Annotated in this window: 18 protein-coding genes; 7 read left to right on the top strand and 11 right to left on the bottom strand. The window is 39.6% G+C overall.

Annotated elements, in window-relative coordinates; translation table 11 throughout:
- Positions 1–34 precede the first annotated feature (34 nt).
- From C9J38_RS02645 to C9J38_RS02635, 3 genes are all read left to right on the top strand, one after another.
- Positions 35–589: a GNAT family N-acetyltransferase gene (locus tag C9J38_RS02645; RefSeq protein WP_107205742.1), complete on the top strand. Its 555-nt coding sequence runs from the start codon at positions 35–37 to the stop codon at positions 587–589.
- A 106-nt stretch (positions 590–695) separates the two neighbouring features.
- The gene (locus C9J38_RS02640) at positions 696–935 is read left to right on the top strand and encodes a YecH family metal-binding protein (protein WP_107205741.1); all 240 of its coding nucleotides are present in this window, start codon (positions 696–698) and stop codon (positions 933–935) included.
- Between the two features lie 91 nt (positions 936–1,026).
- Positions 1,027–1,500: an FKBP-type peptidyl-prolyl cis-trans isomerase gene (locus C9J38_RS02635; RefSeq protein WP_005367112.1), complete on the top strand. Its 474-nt coding sequence runs from the start codon at positions 1,027–1,029 to the stop codon at positions 1,498–1,500.
- A 78-nt stretch (positions 1,501–1,578) separates the two neighbouring features.
- On the opposite strand, the gene C9J38_RS02630 is transcribed toward C9J38_RS02635, so the two are convergent.
- From C9J38_RS02630 to hinT, 7 genes are all read right to left on the bottom strand, one after another.
- The gene (locus C9J38_RS02630) at positions 1,579–2,868 is read right to left on the bottom strand and encodes an NAD(P)/FAD-dependent oxidoreductase (RefSeq protein ID WP_107205740.1); all 1,290 of its coding nucleotides are present in this window, start codon (positions 2,866–2,868) and stop codon (positions 1,579–1,581) included.
- A gap of 191 nt (positions 2,869–3,059) precedes the next feature.
- A complete protein-coding gene (gene ycfP, locus C9J38_RS02625; RefSeq protein ID WP_107205739.1) occupies positions 3,060–3,599 on the bottom strand; it encodes an alpha/beta hydrolase YcfP in 540 nt (179 codons plus the stop codon).
- A 148-nt stretch (positions 3,600–3,747) separates the two neighbouring features.
- Positions 3,748–4,587, bottom strand: a complete 840-nt coding sequence (locus C9J38_RS02620; RefSeq protein ID WP_107205738.1) for a DUF6279 family lipoprotein — start codon at positions 4,585–4,587, stop codon at positions 3,748–3,750.
- 45 nt (positions 4,588–4,632) lie between these two features.
- Positions 4,633–5,541, bottom strand: coding sequence for a phosphotransferase (locus tag C9J38_RS02615; protein ID WP_107205737.1), 909 nt, complete (start codon positions 5,539–5,541; stop codon positions 4,633–4,635).
- Positions 5,542–5,579: 38 nt separating this feature from the next.
- Positions 5,580–6,170: a penicillin-binding protein activator LpoB gene (lpoB, locus tag C9J38_RS02610; RefSeq protein WP_107205736.1), complete on the bottom strand. Its 591-nt coding sequence runs from the start codon at positions 6,168–6,170 to the stop codon at positions 5,580–5,582.
- 30 nt (positions 6,171–6,200) lie between these two features.
- Positions 6,201–6,575 (bottom strand): YcfL family protein, encoded by a 375-nt coding sequence (locus C9J38_RS02605; protein WP_233217595.1) that lies wholly within the window; start codon positions 6,573–6,575, stop codon positions 6,201–6,203.
- A 350-nt stretch (positions 6,576–6,925) separates the two neighbouring features.
- Entirely contained in the window at positions 6,926–7,276 is a 351-nt protein-coding gene (gene hinT, locus C9J38_RS02600; protein ID WP_005367093.1) for a purine nucleoside phosphoramidase, read from the bottom strand.
- Positions 7,277–7,653: 377 nt separating this feature from the next.
- Between hinT and C9J38_RS02595 the strand changes: the two genes are divergently transcribed.
- A complete protein-coding gene (locus C9J38_RS02595; protein WP_107205930.1) occupies positions 7,654–9,621 on the top strand; it encodes a methyl-accepting chemotaxis protein in 1,968 nt (655 codons plus the stop codon).
- Between the two features lie 31 nt (positions 9,622–9,652).
- Here the strand turns inward: C9J38_RS02595 and C9J38_RS02590 are convergent, their stop codons facing one another.
- The gene (locus C9J38_RS02590) at positions 9,653–10,582 is read right to left on the bottom strand and encodes a DMT family transporter (RefSeq protein ID WP_107205734.1); all 930 of its coding nucleotides are present in this window, start codon (positions 10,580–10,582) and stop codon (positions 9,653–9,655) included.
- 109 nt (positions 10,583–10,691) lie between these two features.
- Here C9J38_RS02590 and C9J38_RS02585 point away from each other — a divergent pair, with 109 nt between their 5' ends.
- The 3 genes from C9J38_RS02585 (at position 10,692) to pyrC (ending at position 13,976) form a co-directional block, all read left to right on the top strand.
- On the top strand, positions 10,692–11,633 hold the full coding sequence (locus C9J38_RS02585) for a LysR family transcriptional regulator (RefSeq protein WP_107205733.1): 942 nt from the start codon (positions 10,692–10,694) through the stop codon (positions 11,631–11,633).
- A gap of 219 nt (positions 11,634–11,852) precedes the next feature.
- Positions 11,853–12,791, top strand: coding sequence for a DMT family transporter (locus tag C9J38_RS02580; protein ID WP_199189211.1), 939 nt, complete (start codon positions 11,853–11,855; stop codon positions 12,789–12,791).
- A 153-nt stretch (positions 12,792–12,944) separates the two neighbouring features.
- A complete protein-coding gene (gene pyrC / locus C9J38_RS02575; RefSeq protein WP_005367079.1) occupies positions 12,945–13,976 on the top strand; it encodes a dihydroorotase in 1,032 nt (343 codons plus the stop codon).
- Positions 13,977–14,067: 91 nt separating this feature from the next.
- On the opposite strand, the gene C9J38_RS02570 is transcribed toward pyrC, so the two are convergent.
- Genes C9J38_RS02570 through C9J38_RS02560 form a run of 3 tightly spaced genes read right to left on the bottom strand, consistent with a single transcriptional unit; the run spans position 14,068 to position 19,270 of the window.
- On the bottom strand, positions 14,068–17,142 hold the full coding sequence (locus C9J38_RS02570) for an efflux RND transporter permease subunit (RefSeq protein ID WP_107205732.1): 3,075 nt from the start codon (positions 17,140–17,142) through the stop codon (positions 14,068–14,070).
- Positions 17,142–18,236, bottom strand: a complete 1,095-nt coding sequence (locus tag C9J38_RS02565) for an efflux RND transporter periplasmic adaptor subunit (RefSeq protein ID WP_107205731.1) — start codon at positions 18,234–18,236, stop codon at positions 17,142–17,144. Before C9J38_RS02565 ends, C9J38_RS02570 begins: the two co-directional genes overlap by 1 nt.
- On the bottom strand, positions 18,233–19,270 hold the full coding sequence (locus C9J38_RS02560; RefSeq protein WP_107205730.1) for an efflux RND transporter periplasmic adaptor subunit: 1,038 nt from the start codon (positions 19,268–19,270) through the stop codon (positions 18,233–18,235). The genes C9J38_RS02565 and C9J38_RS02560 overlap by 4 nt, the downstream gene beginning before the upstream one ends.
- Between the last annotated feature and the right edge of the window lie 114 nt (positions 19,271–19,384).

Genomic DNA, 19,384 nt, shown 5'->3' with positions numbered 1-19,384 from the left:
ATTTAGATACTCTCCGAATTTCGGCAGGATAGCTATGAAACTTGATTTCGAAATCTCTACGCCTCGGCTTATTCTTCGCCCATTTAAAAATGCTGATCTCAATGATTTTCTCGCAGCCGTACATGACTCAGTTAATGAACTAAGTCCATGGCTTGAATGGTGTGATAATCGCTTTGATCAACATGATGCCCATGAATGGATAAGCGCAAGTCGACTCAGCTGGCAAACCGATTTTAGCTATGAATTTGCCATCTTTAATCGCTTTGATGATGCGTTTATTGGAACGGTTTCTCTTAGTGCGATTATTCCTATGACCAACAGTGCAAATTTAGGCTATTGGATAAAAACAGGTTGTCATAGACAAGGATTTGCGACTGAGGCGAATATTGCAGCCGTACAATTTGCTTTTCAAATGCTAGGGCTAACACGCTTAGAAATCATTACGCATATCAATAATTATGCTAGCCAAAAAACAGCAAAAGCATGCAATGCTAAATTTGAATGTGAAGCGCGTAATCGTATTTATTATCATAATAAACCGCTTGATGGTCTTGTTTATTCGCTAGTACCAAGCGATTTATTCACTTAACCTAAAAAGCTGCATTTAAAATACACTTTATTATCACACATCAACATTTTCTTTGGGTCCTTCACTTATGCTTTATTCGTAAACAATATTGAAGGACAACTCCCCGATGAATACATACCACGCTCACGATATCCTTAATTTACTGATTGAATCTCAACAGCCGTACACAATAGAAACACTGAAAGAAAAAATTGCGAATAGCTACGGTGCTGATGCGACGTTTTACACCTGCAAGTTAAAAGATTTAACGATTGAACAATTGCTAGAATTTTTTGTTGCTAAAAACAAAGTGACCATTACAGATGGCATCGTTACGGCTAACATTGCCAATATGTGTCACCATTAAACGATTAAGCACAACATTCTTTACAGTTTCATGCTGTTAGAAAAACGACACAGTGGTAAGATGCAAGAAATTCATTTGTAAGGAAACTATTGTGTCAAAAATTGTTATTGCCGTTATTGTTGCCGTATTACTCGCTTTTTTCCTTTATCGTTCATACAACAATAAGCAAGTTGCTGCTGAAAACATTAAGCAAGGTGAAGCTTTTCTTGCGGAAAATAAATTAAAAGAAGGCGTACAAACGACGCCTTCTGGTCTGCAATATCTTGTTTTGCAAAAAGGAACAGGGACTGAACACCCTAAAGCGACAGATAGCGTAACAGTGCATTACCACGGTACTTTAATTAATGGCACCGTGTTTGATAGCTCAGTCGATCGTGGTGAAAAAATTTCTTTTCCACTTAACCGCGTGATCAAAGGTTGGACGGAAGGCTTACAACATATGGTTGTTGGTGAAAAAATGCGTTTCTTTATTCCAGCAAATCTTGCTTATGGTAATAACGGTGCAGGTAGCATTCCACCAGGCTCAGTGCTCATTTTTGATGTTGAGTTATTTAAAATCAACTAATAAAAAACAGATATAAACAAAAACGCCAGCAAAAATGCTGGCGTTTTTTATGTCATCAATTAAACCATTATGACTAAGTTAGTGCAGCTTTAAGCTTGGACGAAGTACACGGTTAATACGGCTTACTAACATAATAAGTCCTGTTTTAAACATCCCATGTAACGCCATTTGGTGCATACGGTATAGTGAGATATACACCATACGTGCTATGCGCCCTTCTACCATCATCGAACCTTTTGATAGGTTACCCATTAAGCTACCAACAGTTGAGAAACGGCTTAGTGATACTAACGAGCCATGATCGCTATACACATACGGTTTCTGTTCACGATCTGTAATTTTCGCAACGATGTTTGAGAAACAACGGCTTGCCATTTGGTGTGCCGCTTGCGCTCGTGGTGGAACAAAAGAACCATCTTCCTGCACACAAGATGCCAAATCACCAATCACATAAATATCATCATCACGGGTCGTTTGTAGCGTTGGTTTAACCACTAACTGATTAATACGGTTCGTTTCAAGCCCTGCAATATCTTTCATGAAATCAGGTGCTTTGATACCAGCAGCCCATACCATGATTTGTGCTGGAATATGATCGCCATCTTTTGTGGTTAAGCCTGTTTCATCAGCCTTAGTGACCATCGTACCAGTACGTACGGTTACACCCAATTTCGTTAGCTCACTGTGTGCCGCTTGAGAAATACGCGGTGGCAATGCCGGAAGAATACGATCGCCAGCTTCAACTAGGTTTACGTTTAGACGAGAGCTATCTAAGTCACCGAAACCGTAGTTATGTAACTCTTGTACTGCATTGTGAAGCTCTGCTGATAATTCAACACCAGTAGCACCAGCACCAACAATTGCGATATCAACGGTCTTTTGATCTTTGTTTCCATGTAACTTCATGAATTGGTTGTTCATCTCTGTACGGAAACGGTGTGCTTGCTCTGGGCTATCAAGGAAAATACAGTGGTCACGCACACCCGGAGTATTAAAATCATTCGATGTAGAACCAATCGCTAACACAAGAATATCGTATTCTAATGTACGCTCAGGTACTAACAGCTCGTTTTGCTTATCAAATAATGCAGCAAGTGTGATCGTTTTATTTTCACGATCTATCGTTTCTAACGAGCCCATTTGAAAATCAAAGTGATGGTTTTTCGCATGTGCTCGATAACTAATAGCATCTACACCTGCATCTAATGAGCCTGTTGCTACTTCATGAAGTAATGGTTTCCACAAGTGACTTGCACGGCGATCTACTAGAGTAACCTCTGCACGGCCTTTACGACCAAGGGTACGTCCAAGCTTTGTCGCAAGCTCTAAACCACCCGCACCGCCTCCAACAACAATAATTCGAGTCAAAATCACTTCCTCTCTAATTTTATAAATTTTTTAAACTGACAAATACCTTATTGCATAGCAGACTGTTTGTTGTGGTCTGTTTTGCACGCAAAATGCTAGGCAAAAAGAGATCTGAAGCCAGTAAAGCCACATATGTGTAGGTAGACGGATCTATGATCCGTCTAAGGTATAGGAGGTAATATATTTCGTTATTATTGCGCTTTAAACGCTTTTATTGTTTGTAGATGTTGCGAGATCTTTTTAAACTTATGTGTTTCATTTTCGTCCCACACTATATCATAAAATTGATCTAGCTCATCTTTTGTAGCTTGATTATCTAATACTTCGTCATTAGTTGAAAGTATGCAAAGACAATTACCTGCATTTTTTTTGCGAAAACCTTCAACGCATTTCGTCATAATGTCAGTATATTCTTCTGGACGATCAATACGTCCTTCCATGTTATTTTCAGGATGAAGGTTTGGGTTAAAAATGACTTGTTTAATACCGCATAAGAAGCCAATTCTTTCAGCCCAATAGCCCCCCAACCCAACCCCACAGATCAGTGGCGTTGTATCTTTATTCTCGTCTACTAACTTATGAACTTCTTTTAGTAAATGCTGCATATCATGCTTTGGATGCAGGGTACTGTAATTTACAAAGCGGATATCAGAATCGATAAACTGTAACTGTAATACCTTTTCATGATTACCAGGGCTTGTTGAATCAAAGCCATGTAGATAAATAATCATATCAATTCCCTCTCGCTTAATTTTAAAATCATCCGTGCCCTTGTATAGGACGCTATAAATCTACCACTTTCTATATGGTTTAACAGGATAATAATGAAAACTATGATCTTCTTTGCAAACTATGAGCATTGATAAAAAGCGTTCAGCACTACTTCTTTTGAATTAATGTCGCGATATCTTTTCTAAGTGATGTGAGTTCACCTTGTAAATGGCGTAACTGCTGTGGGCTTAAACTTTCGTTTAACTGCTTCATGATGACAAAACGCTGGCTTAAATACTCATCGAGTTGAGTTTGATAGACCGCATTTTTAAGAGAAAGAATATTTTTCACTTGTTGTTCGACACGCAATGAAAACTGCGCATTATTACGTTGTTTCAGTATCCTCTTTAATTGTGACAAGTTATCTGTCGCTATATTTTGAAAAATTGTGGATTGCTGTAATTGCAGTTGCGCTAAGCTTAGGATCAACTGCTTTTGTTGCTTCGTTAGACGTCCAATCCACTTTTGGGCTTTATCTTCAAGCTCATCATAGCGATCTTCAAGGCGTTGTTTTGGACTTTTCGATAAACGCTCTTCCCGTCGCTCAGTTATCTCTTTTTCAATCGCTTGTAAACTGGCTGCTATTTGTGAAGGGCTCATTGTTTTAACAACATCAATGATAGGTGATACAAAAACCAGAACTGATGCTTCGCCTGCTTGCGTAAAACGCTGATGATAATTGGCGATTTGTTCTGCTGTTAACGGTTTTTTAAGATCCGTTTGTAAGGCAGAAATCAACTTATGAAATACGGCTAATTGTTGCTGTCGATGTTGTGCAAGTGCAGTTTCAAGACCTTGCTCTAACTCACCCTGTTGTTGAGAGTCCAAATCAAGATAATCTGATAAGTAATAATCAATCCAGAAATCCAATGAATTGTATACCAATTTAAATGTGCAACCAGATAACACCACACAAATAAAGATTATGCTTATCGTTCTTTTCAACATCAGTACGTCTCCTTGTACAAACGTTTCACATTTACTATAACGTCTCTATGTAACCAATTGCTTTAGCTTGAGCTCTAATTGTTTAGCTTGCTGTAAATATTCATCATCATGCCAAACTTGATAACCCACCAAATACCACAGTAATGCTAGGTACTCACACCAGGGCTGCCAGTAATTTACCGCCTCTAACCATTCATCAGTAGATACCAAAGTGATATCGGACGCCTCTCTTGCCACACAATAATCTTTCACTGCTTTTTCAGGGCTAAGTGCATTAGCTAATATCGTCATGGTTAAATCAAGAGAAGGATCGCCTGCACTGGCATATTCCCAATCGATAACTTTAGCGTTCATCACATCAACTAACCGGTCACTGTCATTAGGGACAATAATATTGTAACGCCCTAAATCAAAATGACAGCAGGTATCAGGAAAGTAGTGATTAATCTTCTGATTATCAAAATAATGGTAAATAGATAGTAATTGTTTTGATTTTAAATTAGCAGCAATCGTTTGCCAGTAATGCTCAATACGTTGCTTAATATCTAATCGATGGGTAGGAAGCGGTAAAGCATGAATACGCGCTTGAAGTTGACACAGTTGCTGATTGGTAAATCGTTGATCTGCTTGTTCGCCTTCAAGCCAATCTACAATTAATACTTGTTCATTATTATTTAGATTAATGTCTAACAATGCATAGGGTTTTGGCGCTAATTTAGAACCGTCAATTAAACGTAATAACTGATATTCATGCGTTCGATTAATACCAAAAGCTTGAGCCGTGCTCGTTAATGGTCGCCACACGTAATGGGAAGATTGATTATTTGAAGGATGGTACAGGAATAATTTCCAACAGCGATTGGTTAAACCGCCCGCTAATGGGCTCGCTGTTAGAAATTGTACATCGGGTAACAAAGACAATAATGTGGGATCAAAACTCTCGTTATCTTTCATTATAATTTCAACATTGCTACCCGATTATTTAGGCTAAATTACCAACCTTGAGAATCTGATTCACTCTTAGGCGCTAAACCTGAATCAGCCCACTCAATTGAACCTGAGTTTGTATCCATCAAACGCATGGTCATTTTATAGAAAGGGACATTCTGACCATCTTCACGCTTGCTCGTATTGGTTACATGACCATACAGCATGTATTGCGCACCTGTCATTTTAGCAAATTGAATCGCAGTACCTTGATTAACAAAACGATCATTCTCACTAAAGTTCATTTGTTTACGCACCGCATCAACGCGAGACTTATCGACTAAGTTAAATTTACCTGAACGTGAAATTTTAGACTTAATTGTGTTAGTAAGCGACTTAGTATCAACATGTCCACTGGTATTGTTTTGAATATTATCAACAATCACAATCGGATGCTTACCGCCTGCTGTAATTGAAGATACAGCCGGTGATGACAACATCTTTGTTGTTAAGTCCGATGCCGTGTTATCAAGATCATTAGAGCCAAAATTTACCGATGGAGTTTCAGGTAAATGCGAATTCACATAATCGACAGTTTGGGCACAACCACCTAATAATGAAGATGCCGCTAATAATGCAAGAACGCTTTTTTTCATTGTTTTACCTTAACAATATTTTATATTAAATCAGTATACTGCTCGACGAACGTAAATACGATATTGGGTAGCTTCAACTTTATCAGCAATACCTTGTAATATTACTTTACCGTTGCCAGCCAACGCAACGGAATGCCATGGTGCCGCACTACCACTGATCTCTAAACCTTGGCCATCATACCAATAAATACGGTATTGCAAGTTCAGATCTGTGTTAACTTTGTTTATTGCCTCAACAGAGGCTTGCATTAAACCATTAACTTTCGTTATATGAGCGTCTTTAAAAACTAAGCTACGTGCAAGAAAAGCGTTACCAATAACGACATTTTGATTGCTGTTTTCGATACTAATACCAGCATGATCACTGCTACATCCAGTGATAATTAATGCTAAAAATAATGCCATTACATACTTCATTACATGCCTCTTAATAGCGTGACAATCAAATTTCTAAGTAACATTATAAGAAACTCATTTATGATCGTGCGTTTAGCTATGACCCACAAGTTCTTACTAATAAATCTAATATCGGCATTTACCGTTACATAGCAACGCGTTAGATTTTAATGTTAGTAAGCGACGATTACCAATAAAGTAATAGATAAGCTATTTGATATAATCAATTTATCGCAATAAAAAAGCCTGAATATCACACCACTTATCGTATACCCAACGAGAAGATTAAAGATACTCAAGCTTTGTGTCTATCTGGGGATAATTATTATCCATTACATAACGTTATCAGCACGTCATGACTAGCCAACTAGCATTGGCCCTAAAGGACGCCCACCTAATAGGTGCATGTGAATATGGTAAACTTCTTGTCCACCATAAGGATTACAATTGACGATCAAACGGTAACCGTCTTCTGCCACGCCTTCCTTTTCTGCTAATTTACGCGCAACAGTAAACATACGCCCCATCATCAACTCATCATCGGCTTCCACATCATTGACTGTTGGGATCAATTTATTTGGAATAATTAAGATATGGCTTGGCGCACGAGGATTGATATCACGAAATGCCGTGACTAAGTCATCTTGATACAAAATATCAGTTGGAATTTCTTTACGAATAATTTTACTGAAGATAGTTTCTTCCGCCATTTCTGACTCCATCAACTCATTGTTATTTGTTTAGTTAGTGAGTATGCGTCAGTCAACTCTATTGCGCAATATTGAACGTTGTTTTAAAGATTTAATAGAGAAAAAATTTCACGTTTTCGTGTTTTTTTGATGCAGCGATCAAACAATTGAAGCCTAAACAAATTTATCTATCAAGACTCAAGCAGAACTGACGATAGTATAGGTTAGAGTTAATTTGATAATTCGATTCGCAAATTTAGCATTGATTGCGAAATAAAGGGTTACCCCATTATCAAATTACATTTATGACTAATAGGTCAGCATTATGATGACACTGACCCTTTGCTAAATATAGGGATATTATGAAGAAATCTAGCCAAACTTCGGTCATACGTCGTATGTACTCCGGTTTTGTGGTTATGGTTGCATTGTTTGTTTTAACCATTGTGCTCATGCTTGATGGAACAAACCGTATCCATAATCAGTTAACAACAGTAACAACAGACGCACTTCCTTTAGTCTCTATATCAAATAAAGTCAGTGTTAAACTTCTTGCCGCCGACAAATCTTTTAAAGACTTTTTAACCAGTCAAGATCCTGCCGCAATGAAAACCTATGAAGCCGACTTTCGTAAAGCAACAAGAGAGTTCGCCTCTGCGCGTAAAGAGCTTGTAGCCATTGCCGAAAGTAATCCAGAATTAACGTCTTACATTAAAGCGCTAACCGAATTAGAACAGCGTTACTTCAGCGAAGCTCAAACCGCGATGGGTAATTATCGCGCGCAAATGTTAGCCGGTGATGAGCGCCAACAATCAGCGAGACGCTTTCAGCGTTTGCAAGCTGAACTCAGCATTGGTATGAAAGAATACATTAATGAGCAAGATAATATGGCTGTTAAGATGATGGCTAAAAATTTCTTTGTGAAGTTAAAAGAAACAGAAACCATTACTTCTGATGCCCTTGCCACTGACGATATCAGTAAGATTAAAGCCGCAATAAAAGCGAATAAACGCAGTGTAAACCATCTTGCCAACGCATTTCGTAGCTTAACAACCCTACTTTCAGGCTTAAAAGAAACATTCGGTAAATCCGTTACTCAATACACGTTAGATATCGGTAAAAAAGGCGGTGTGCTTGATCAACACTATGAATTCATTGAAGCGAAAACGCGCCTTTATGACAACATTGCCACGCTAACTAAAGAAGTGAATCAAGCACTATCGATTCTTGAGCAATTTAATCAGCAAGCGACCAATCAAATGGATCAAGCGATTGCAACAGCTGATGACACTTACAATCAAGGCATAACCAAAGCTGTTGGTATTGCGATTGTGGTTATTTTATTAGCCATTTCTATCGGTTGGTATTTAGCACGAAGTGTTCGTCGTCCACTGGTTTCTATGCTAAAAACGCTTGAATCATTAACTGATGGTGATATGACACAGCGAACAGAAAGCAGTCAATTCATTGAGTTTAATAAACTAAGTCATCACATCAATACGTTAGCTGGCAATCTTCAACAAATTTTAAGTCAATTAAGCAAAGCATCTGAAGATCTCACTCAAGTTGCGGCAGAAAACCAAAGTACAACTGCACAAGCAAAACAGCGACTCAATGAACAACGAGAGCAAACTGTTTCTGTGGCAACAGCAATGACAGAGATGGAACACTCAGTTACTGATGTATCGCAAAGTGCACAGAACACCATGGAACGTGTTCATGAGGTAGAACGTGCATCAGCAACAGGTCGTGAAGTGATGAGTAAAAATATTAATATTGCCCATCAGCTTTCAACTCGTTTAGATGACTCTGTAACAGCCGTTGCTGATCTTCAACAAATGAGCAGTAATATTGGTTCTATTTTAGATGTTATTCGTAATATTGCCGACCAAACTAACCTACTTGCACTCAATGCCGCCATTGAAGCAGCCCGTGCTGGCGATCAAGGACGAGGCTTTGCCGTTGTTGCCGATGAGGTTCGTGTTCTCGCTAAACGTACCACCGACTCTACCTCTGAGATTGAAGCGATGATCCAAAACCTTCAAGGTAGCTCAGGTCAAGCGATGGAAATGATGCAAAGCTGTGTAACAGAAATGGATAACAGTATTAATCAAGCATCAGATGCCAATAGCGCAATGGAAGAGATCCAAGCGATTATCATTGAAATTAGTCAAATGAGTAGTCAAATTGCACAATCAGCGGAAGAGCAGCGGACGACGACTACCGACATTGCCCGTAGTTTAGAGGATATTAGTCATATTGCTGATACGAACTACAATGCAATGGAAGAAATGGCAGAAGCCAGTACCATGTTAGATAGCTTAGCCACTGAACAAAATAAACTCGTTCATAAATTTAAACTGTAATTAAAGCTAAGCAAATAAATGAAGCCGATCATCAGATCGGCTTTTTTGTTTTAGCGAAAAATTTACATTTAGGTTTCACTGAAATGAACATAGCGGCCAATACAATCAATCCCGCCCCCACCCATTGAAGCTGTTCAAATCGTTCTCCTAACCACCAATGTGCAAACAAACCACCAAATACAGGCTCTAATCCCAATAAAAAAGAGACTTGGGTTGGGCTTGTATGCTTCACCCCATAGTTTTGAAAGTAAAAAGCAAACAAGGTACAAAAAATAACAAGGTAGCCAATATACAACCAAAACTCTGGCGCGCTAGGTATGATGAATTGTTCTACAGGGACAGTGAAAACCAATAAGCTAATACAAACAACAGTGACCACTGATAATTGGATAAATGTTGCCACCATAGGATCGCAATGTTGTTGATTCATTTTCTTTTTAGTTGTCACCACAAAAGCGGCACGCCCCAGTGCTGCGATCAAAATGAGAATATTACCGATATTAAACGTTACCGCATTCAGGCTATCTCCTACTAATAACCACACACCGGCAATCGCAATGCATCCGGCAAATAAATCTGTAACCGCAAGTTTATGACGATTAAGCAATGCATCAACAGCAGGCGTAAAGATAATAAATAGGCTAATAAGAAAAGCAGCATTTGAAGCCGTCGTGTGTTTTAGACCATAAGTTTCGGCCAAATAAATAATACTTAATATTCCCCCAGTTGGTGCTAATTGCAGCCAAACCTGTTTATTTAGTTTCTTGCTGACTAAGGGAAATATCACTAAAAGTGTGCAACAAAAACGAATCGCCAAAAACATCAACACACCAGTATAAAGCATAGATTCTTTTGCCACACCAAAACTGGTTCCCCAAAAAACTGCAGCAGCTAGCACACCTATTGTTGCTATTAATGAAGTATTTAAAAATACACTTTTATTCTGCTCGACCTGTTCCATTCACACACATCCTTTCTTACACGGTTTTGTCACTGTTCTTGTAAGATTGAATGGTATATGTTTGACTTGATGTTGATAATACCGCCAATAAGCAAAGGATTTGTGACTGATGGACAAAAATAAAATTATTCAACTTCTTCCTGATATTGCAGCCTTTGTCACGGTTGTAGAATCAGAAAGCTTCAGTCATGCCGCGAAAAAATTGGGAGTGACACCATCTGGCGTGAGTCGTCAAATAAGCCGCCTAGAAAAAGAGCTTCAAGTACAACTAATCAAACGCAGTACTCGTAGCCAGTCACTTACCACTGCAGGGCAAGAAGCTTACCAATATGGTAAAAATATCCTTCAGAAAGCCCAAGATGTAGTAAATATAGCCAGCAAGCAAAAGCAAGATATTGAAGGGATACTCACCATTGCCTCACCGAAAGCGTTTTGTCGTCAGGTACTTCAACCTCTATTACTGGAATTTGTTGACACTTATCCAAAGCTACAACTAAAAATCCAAGTTACAGACAAACCAATCGATCCGCTCTATCACGACGTAGATGTCGTCTTTAGGTTAACCAACGAGCCTCAAAATAACCTAGTGGCCAAACAGTTAGCCACTAACGATCTGGTATTATGTGCAAGCCCGTATTACCTCGAAAAGAAAGGTACACCAACACACCCTAAGCAATTAGCCCAGCATGATTGTATCTATCTAGGCGAAACAAATACTGACAACCAATGGCGGTTTAAATCTGAAGATGAAGAGCTGAAAGTGACAGTGAATGGGCGTTATATTGTTAATCATACAGAGATGCGTTTAGAAGCCGCATTAAATCACTTTGGTATTGCGGTATTACCTGCATTCGTCGCGCAAAAAGCTTTGCAATCAAAAGCCCTTACTGCGGTACTTAACGATTGGACACTTCTTGATAATTACCAAGGTACTGTGTTCATGCAATACCTGCCTAATATCAATATGCCTTATCGCCAACGTGTGTTTATTGATTTTATTAGCGAAAGGTTTTCGTCTGATTTAAGAAAAAAGCTTACCAATTGCAATTAATTGCTTGTAAGTGTTTTTTATCTCTTGTAAGTTGAGCTTAGCGTTCAATAAACAGGCAACACTATGATTTATTCAACTATTTTCACTTGTTACATTTGGCTCCTCAATTCACTACTGCCATCCGGCCGGTAGAGTTTTGCTATCTGGCTGTGAGTTATGCTCAGCCAGTGACCTTCGCATTTCTCGCAGCTTTATTTTCATTTTTAAGCGAGAAATCACATGACATCATCGAACTCAAACAACAACCCAGTTAACGAAAACGTCAGTTCCCCTCATGCTGAACTCAATAAAGGCATTGTTTATGCCCTTATCGGTACTGCTTTATTTTCTATCAAGCCCGTTTTTATCAAACTGGCTTATCAATATGGTGGAGATGCGGTATCGATTATGTCGTTACGGGCAATAAGTTCTGTGCCAATTTATATTGTTATGATGCTGTGGCTATTAAGAAAAACAGAGCATAGAGATAACCTGAAACGATATGGTTTAACGGCAAGCGCTATTGGCGTCTTAGGCTACTATGTTGCGTCATACCTTGATATTGCAGCCATGGCACATATCAGTGCGCAGCTAGAGCGACTACTCATTTTTCTATTTCCAAGCTTCGTCGTTTTAATTAGTTGGACTGTTCTAAAACAAAAGCCAGCACAAGGTACATTTAAAGCTATTGCACTTGGCTATATTGGTGTCGCTTTCATTGTTTTTCATGATCTAGGGAGCATGGGAAATAATGTCTTGCTAGGTAGTGGGTTGGCCATTGCGTCCGCATTCGTTTTCGCTTGTTACTTAATCATGAGCAAAAAGTTAATTACCCAAATGGGCAGCCAATTATTTACCTGTATCGGGATGGGATCTGCGGGGATCATTATTCTAATTCAAAGCCAATGGCAAGGCGTCAATGTGATCGAGCTAGATCCAATGCTTATCCTGCTTGGGATCGCGCTAGGGATCTTTTGTACTGTGTTGCCATCGTTTTTTGTTGCAGCCGCGATGCAAAAATTAAATCCATCACAGCTAAGTTTAACCAGCAATGTTGGCCCTGCTATTACTGCAGTTTTTGCTATCACATTACTTAATGAACCTTTTACTTTTTATCATGCAATAGGCATGCTTTTCGTGGTTTATTCAGTAATAAGCATGAAGAAAAGAGGACAATGATACACAGATTCTAGCTAAAGTGCTGTGATCATATTCTCTTTTGGCAAACGATTGCCTTTTAATTCAACAATCAAACCGATTGTTGAATTAATGACCTTTACTTAGCGCAACGATACTTTTAGAATCGGGCAAATTTTTTGGAAGGGAAACAAAATGACAACATTAACGATTACTCGTCCTGATGATTGGCACACACATTTACGTGATGGCGATGTATTAAAAGATACAGTAAGGGATATTAGCCGTTACATGGGACGCGCGATCATCATGCCTAATTTAATCCCTCCTGTTACTGATACAGAATCTGCTTTAGCTTACCGTGACCGCATTCTTGATGCTCAACCAAGCCCGACTTTCTCACCACTTATGGTTATCTACCTAACAGATAACACATCACCTGAAGAAATTAAGAAAGCCAAAGCATCGGGTCATGTATATGCTGCAAAACTCTACCCTGCTGGCGCAACGACTAACTCAGACTCTGGCGTCACTTCAATTGATAAAATTCGCCCCGCATTACAAGCGATGCAAGAAGTTGGTATGCCACTTCTTATTCATGGTGAAGTCACACATAATCATGTTGATATTTTCGACCGTGAAAAAGCATTCCTTGATACGGTACTTGGTCCTATTGTTGAAGAATTTTCATCACTCAAAATTGTACTTGAACACATTACGACAGCAGATGCTGTAAAGTTTGTTCAAAATGCAGGTGACAATGTCGCTGCAACCATTACAGCTCACCACTTAATGTTTAACCGTAACCATATGCTAGCAGGTGGTATTCGCCCACACTTCTACTGCTTGCCTATCTTAAAACGTAACACTCACCAGCAAGCATTAGTGGATGCAGCAACCAGTGGTAGCAAGAAGTTTTTCTTAGGTACCGATACCGCACCGCATGCAAAAGGCATGAAAGAAGCAGCATGTGGTTGTGCTGGCTCTTACACAGCTCACGCAGCTATCGAGCTCTATGCAGAAGTCTTTGAACAAGCTGGCGCACTAGATAAGTTAGAAGGTTTTGCTAGCTTCAATGGCCCTGATTTTTACGGCCTACCACGTAATACAGATACGATTACGCTTGTAAAAGAGTCGTGGACAGTAGCAGAAGAAATGCAATTTGGTAGCAATACGGTCGTACCTATTAAAGCGGGTGAAACCATTAGCTGGAAAGTGAACGCTTAACCACTGAAGTAAACCAAACGCTAAACAGCTTTATAAAAATAAAGGCTTCCGAATCGGAAGCCTTTTTAATTGCAGTTAATTTAATTCAGCATTAAGCAGTTTCTTTTGTCGGCACTTTTAGCTTATGAAATAAACGATATAGCACCGGAACAACGATTAAGGTTAATACGGTAGCGAAACTTAAACCAAACATAATGGTCACTGCCATTGGCTTAAAGAACACATCTGGTAATAGCGGTAACATACCTAAAACAGTGGTGATAGCAGCCATACACACAGGACGTACACGACTGACTGCCGCATCTAACACAGCTAAATATTTCTCTTTACCACTGGCTATCTCAATCTCAATTTGGTCTAACAATACGATACCGTTTTTCACCAACATACCGGATAGACTTAAGAAACCAAGCAATGCCATGAAACCAAATGGCGTATTAAGTAACAACAAACCTAATGTCACACCAATAATTGCCAATGGCACGGTTGCCCAAACGATCAATGCTTCTTTTACCTTATTGAAAAGCAATACAGTAATTAAGAACATCGCCAAATAACCCATCGGCATCGTTTGGAATAACGAGGCTTGCGCGTCTGCTGATGATTCATACTCGCCTCCCCATTCCAAGGTGTACCCCTCTGGCAGTTCAATATCTGCGATTGCTGGCATAATACGTTTTTGTACTGTCGCTGCCGTTTCTTCACCAATAGGATCTGGATCCGCCATAACCGTTAACACACGTTTGCGATTTTTACGCACCACTAATGGATCTTCCCAACGTACATTGACACCAAGCACCACTTGTTGAAGTGGAATATAACCTTGAATGGCAGGGCTCCAGATCTTCATGCCTTCTATGGTGCTAATGTCGACTCGCTCATCTTCAGGCAAACGTGCCACGATTGGCATTAAGTTTGTTCCCTCACGATAGAGACCAATGTTGATCCCTGAAAATGCCATTTGCAGTAACTCATCCACATCTTTTTTAGTAATGCCATAGCGTCTTGCTTGGCTTTCATTAAATATCGGCTCAATTACTTTGGTGCGCTCTCGCCAGTCATGACGAATATTGAATGCGCCAGGATCTGCATTCATCACATCCACCACTTGCGACGCAATACCACGTAGTATGGTTGGATCTGATCCAACAATTCGCGCTTCAATTTTAGCGCCGGATGAAGGGCCTAACATGACTAGTTTGGCTTTGTATTCAATTTCGGGAAATTGTTTATCTAATTGTTCACGGAAATTTTTCATCACCGGCACAACACTATCAAATGAGTCAACACGCACAATTAACTCACCATAAGCGGCGTAACTTTTCTCTGGTGCGTACGTCAACATAAAACGTTGCGAACCTTTACCCGCACTTGAACTAACGTATTCCACGCCCTTTTCCGCTGCAACCACTTTCTCAAGCTGTTTTAGCGTATTATTGGTTGCACGAATATCGGTCCCTTCAGGAAGCCATACATCCACCATGAACATTGGCGTTGTAGATGCCGGAAAGAACGATTGTTTCAATAATGTAAAGCCATATAAGCTAACACCTAACATCAAGATCAAAGTGATCACTGTTAGCCATGCACGACGCATACAAAACTCTAATGACTTACGGTATACGGTGAAGAAAATACCGCCATACGGATCTTTTTGATCGCTATCTTGATCCACCTTGACGTTTTTAAAGAAAAGATCGGCAAAGAATGGCGTTAACGATATCGCTGTAAACCAACTCAGCATCAGTGAGATCAGAAGCACCGTAAATAGTGTTCGACAATATTCACCCGTTGAATCTTGCGATAAACCAATTGGCGCAAATGCCATTACTGCAATGACTGTTGCCCCTAGCAGTGGCCACTTGGTTTGAGTCACAATGTCAGAAGCCGCTTGCATTCGCGTTCGCCCCTTCTGCATGCCTATCAATATTCCTTCGACCACCACAATGGCATTATCCACCAGCATACCCAGAGCAATAACGAGGGCACCTAACGAGATACGTTGTAAGTCGATCGCTAACCACTTCATAAACACAAAGGTGCCTAAAACAGTCAGGAGCAAAATTAAACCAATCAGTAAACCTGAACGAAGTCCCATAAAGAACAGCAGCACCACAATAACAATGGCTACTGCCTGACCTAAGCTAACAACGAAACCACTTACGGACTTATCTACTTCAATCGGCTGGCTATATACTGCATCAATATCGATACCCACTGGCTGTTGCTCTTTCAGTTCAGCCAGTCTTTGCATAACCCGTTGGCCTACTTCAACAACATTAACGCCAGCGACAAAAGAAATACCAACGTTCAGCGCTTCTTTGCCGTTAAAGCTAACTAAGTTATCTGGAATTTCCTTAAAACCTTTTTTGATCTCAGCGACATCTCGAAGGTAAATCAGCCCATTAGCGCCTTTATCGGTAATGATTAAATCGCCCAGTTCATCAACATTTTTGAATTCACCAGTAGGATGAACGCGAACATATTCATCGCCAATACGAACTGCGCCCGCACTCGTGACTAAATTTTGTGTCGCTAAAATGTTGTAAATTGTATCTAAAGAAATGCCGAGGCTACTGAGTCGCTGCATTGAGATTTCAATGAATACTTGCTCTTGCTGATTGCCAGTAACACCCACTTTTCCCACGCCATCAACAAGCTCAATTTCTCGGCGCAAGTAATCAACATAATCACTGAGTTCTTTATAGCTATAACCGTCACCCGTTATTGCTAACAAAATGCCATAAACATCACCGAAATCATCAATAACTTTAGGCTTTGCGACTCCTGGAGGTAAGTTAGAGGATATATCATTAACCTTGCGGCGTAATTCATCCCAAATTTGTGGTAAATCGTCAGGGCCATAATTGTTTTTCATGGTCACTGTGATTTGTGACAACCCTCGACTAGAGATAGAATTTACTTCATCAACATAAGTTAACTGCTGAATCGCTTTTTCTATAGGATAGGTCACTTCTTCTTCAACTTGCTGTGGTGTCGCCCCAGGGTAAGAGGTAACAACCATAGCGTCTTTAATAGTAAATGCCGGATCTTCTAATTGGCCTAAACCAAAGAAAGAAAAGGTGCCACCGACAAGAAATATTAGCGTCAGCATCCAGCTGATCACTTTATTCTTAATGAAATAAGTCGCGATATCTTGCTTCATTATTGTTGTCCCTCCTTAGCCAATACCACCACTTTTTGTCCCTCTCGTAAGCGGTTAACGCCTGTAACAACAACTTGTTCCCCTTGTTTAACACCCGATTTTAATCGTACCCCTTCAGGCACAACTTTATCTGTTACCACAAGGCGTTTCGACACCGTATTGTCAGGTGTCAGTATCCAAACATATTTCTGATTTGAGGCAATATCATCACCGTCTAAATTAAATAAAGCTTCAAGAGGTACGATTTGCTGCCCCACTTGATAAACTTGTAACTTTTGAGCATCGGCTTCAACTTCAACTGGCATGCCTTCCAAAATGAACTGACCTTTGGGCATCGGCATCGTTAAGGTCACGAGAAATGAACCCGATTCAGGATCAGGTTCAGTGGTAAATTCTTTTAATGTCACCACATATTTTTCATTATTGGGTAAAATGACTTTCGAGGAAGAACCCTGTGCTTTATTAACATCCAAGATACTTTGCTTGGAATAAATCATATCAGGCGCTTGGATCTCGATATCAACAGAATCAGTGCTATGAATATTCATAATCTGCTGACCTACTTTGATATTTTCAAATTGCTCAACGGGAATAGTTGAAATCACACCACTAAATGGGGCTTTTAGCGCAGTAAAACTTAATTTTAATTTGGCTAAATCAAGATTTGCTTTCGCAATACTTCGCTTCGCTTTTAATTCATCAAATTGAGACTGAGGTAAATAGCCATTTTTTAATAATGTTGCGGAACGGCGGTATTGGCTATCAATAACATTGTATTTAGCTTGAGCATCATCCACCTCTAATGTGTAATCACGTGGATCCAATCGCGCTAATACCTGCCCTTTTTTAACGGTGTCTCCTGAACGCACTAATATTTGCGTGATTTCTCCTGCAATACGGAATGATAAAATAGATTTATCAGCTGCTGATGCCACGGCTGGAAACGTTAATTTCGGTGATTGTTTGCCTGACTGTACCTGCTGTACCTTGACTCGCGGTTGCGCTTCGCGCGGCTCAACACTTGGTTTATCACAACCTTGGAGTAACCATGTTGCACTGATAGCCAATGTCAATAAACGATAACGTTTGATCATAATCCACGCTCCTTGATCCATGAGCGGACCTTCTGACCTGATTGCAATTCAGATACGCCTGATGTCGCTATAACGTCACCATCTTCTAAACCTGATATCACACGATTATTGTTATCTAATACGACTTCAGTTCTAACAACTTGCTGATTATCATCAACACGCCATACATAATCTTTATTGTCTTCAGTAATGATCGCACGCATTGGTATTGCGCCTGCATTTCCATGTGGCAGAACAATTGTCACGCTACCAGACATTCCTGGCATGATATTACTGCCTTCCGGACGTGCCATTGAGAGTGTCACTTTATAACTGGATGTTTTGCTATCTGGCTCTGTATCAATTTCTTTAAATTGTGCGGGAAAAGTTTGATTAGTTAAGGTATCAAAAGCAACGGTAGGATTTATGGCTTCAGCATGACCTTGAAAGCGCGCTAAAAGATAATCAGGAAGCTGAAATGTCATATTGATTAATTTAGCACTTTGAATATGCATTACAGGCTGTTTTGCACTGATATATTCATAGTTTTCAACCATGGATAAAGAAAGGTGCCCATCATAAGGTGCGATAAGCTTGGCATAACTTAAATTCGATATTGCTTTATCTAATGTGGCTTTGGCCTGTTTTAAGTTAGCTTTCGAGGTGTCGTAATCTAACTCTGATACTACATTTTTTTTCCGTAATTTTTTATCGCGTTTAAATTGCACATTCGCTAAATCATATTGCGCTTGCGCCTGCTTCACTAGCAGTGATAATTCATCGCTATTTAATGTTGCAAGTATTTGTCCTTTCGTCACAAATTGACCAGGATGTACATCAACGCTGGCAAGTTGACCTGAAACGCGAAAAGCTAAAACGGCTTTATCTCCCGCCTCAACAATTGCTGGGAATGCTCGTTGTGATTCATTATTACCCACTGAAACTGATTGTAATTTAACTGGTCGAGATTCAGGCTCAGCAATCGCTGATTTATCATCCTTGCAGCCAATTAATGCTAAGCATGTAAACAATGCCGCAAAAAAGCGATATCTCATACTACTCTCCATGATGTTTCATACTAAATGTTACTATTGTTAAAAACAATGTATGAAAATAAATATATACCCATGAATAGTATAGGCTTTTAAATTAACAATCTTGTTTCATAT

Source organism: Photobacterium sp. GB-210, from assembly GCF_003026075.1.
GTDB lineage: Bacteria > Pseudomonadota > Gammaproteobacteria > Enterobacterales > Vibrionaceae > Photobacterium.
Note: the sequence above shows the minus strand (reverse complement) of the source record. Positions and strands in the feature narration are given on the sequence as shown.

Excerpts from the sequence above, each read along its gene's own strand:
- ycfP (WP_107205739.1), bottom strand. The coding sequence starts at position 3,599 with ATGATTATTTATCTACATGGCTTTGATTCAACAAGCCCTGGTAATCAT.
- hinT (WP_005367093.1), bottom strand. The coding sequence starts at position 7,276 with ATGGCGGAAGAAACTATCTTCAGTAAAATTATTCGTAAAGAAATTCCA.
- C9J38_RS02560 (WP_107205730.1), bottom strand. The coding sequence starts at position 19,270 with ATGAGATATCGCTTTTTTGCGGCATTGTTTACATGCTTAGCATTAATT.
- C9J38_RS02615 (WP_107205737.1), bottom strand. The coding sequence starts at position 5,541 with ATGAAAGATAACGAGAGTTTTGATCCCACATTATTGTCTTTGTTACCC.
- C9J38_RS02565 (WP_107205731.1), bottom strand. The coding sequence starts at position 18,236 with ATGATCAAACGTTATCGTTTATTGACATTGGCTATCAGTGCAACATGG.
- lpoB (WP_107205736.1), bottom strand. The coding sequence starts at position 6,170 with ATGAAAAAAAGCGTTCTTGCATTATTAGCGGCATCTTCATTATTAGGT.
- C9J38_RS02645 (WP_107205742.1), top strand. The coding sequence starts at position 35 with ATGAAACTTGATTTCGAAATCTCTACGCCTCGGCTTATTCTTCGCCCA.
- C9J38_RS02585 (WP_107205733.1), top strand. The coding sequence starts at position 10,692 with ATGGACAAAAATAAAATTATTCAACTTCTTCCTGATATTGCAGCCTTT.
- C9J38_RS02605 (WP_233217595.1), bottom strand. The coding sequence starts at position 6,575 with ATGGCATTATTTTTAGCATTAATTATCACTGGATGTAGCAGTGATCAT.
- C9J38_RS02570 (WP_107205732.1), bottom strand. The coding sequence starts at position 17,142 with ATGAAGCAAGATATCGCGACTTATTTCATTAAGAATAAAGTGATCAGC.
- C9J38_RS02595 (WP_107205930.1), top strand. The coding sequence starts at position 7,654 with ATGTACTCCGGTTTTGTGGTTATGGTTGCATTGTTTGTTTTAACCATT.
- C9J38_RS02640 (WP_107205741.1), top strand. The coding sequence starts at position 696 with ATGAATACATACCACGCTCACGATATCCTTAATTTACTGATTGAATCT.
- C9J38_RS02590 (WP_107205734.1), bottom strand. The coding sequence starts at position 10,582 with ATGGAACAGGTCGAGCAGAATAAAAGTGTATTTTTAAATACTTCATTA.
- pyrC (WP_005367079.1), top strand. The coding sequence starts at position 12,945 with ATGACAACATTAACGATTACTCGTCCTGATGATTGGCACACACATTTA.
- C9J38_RS02620 (WP_107205738.1), bottom strand. The coding sequence starts at position 4,587 with ATGTTGAAAAGAACGATAAGCATAATCTTTATTTGTGTGGTGTTATCT.
- C9J38_RS02580 (WP_199189211.1), top strand. The coding sequence starts at position 11,853 with ATGACATCATCGAACTCAAACAACAACCCAGTTAACGAAAACGTCAGT.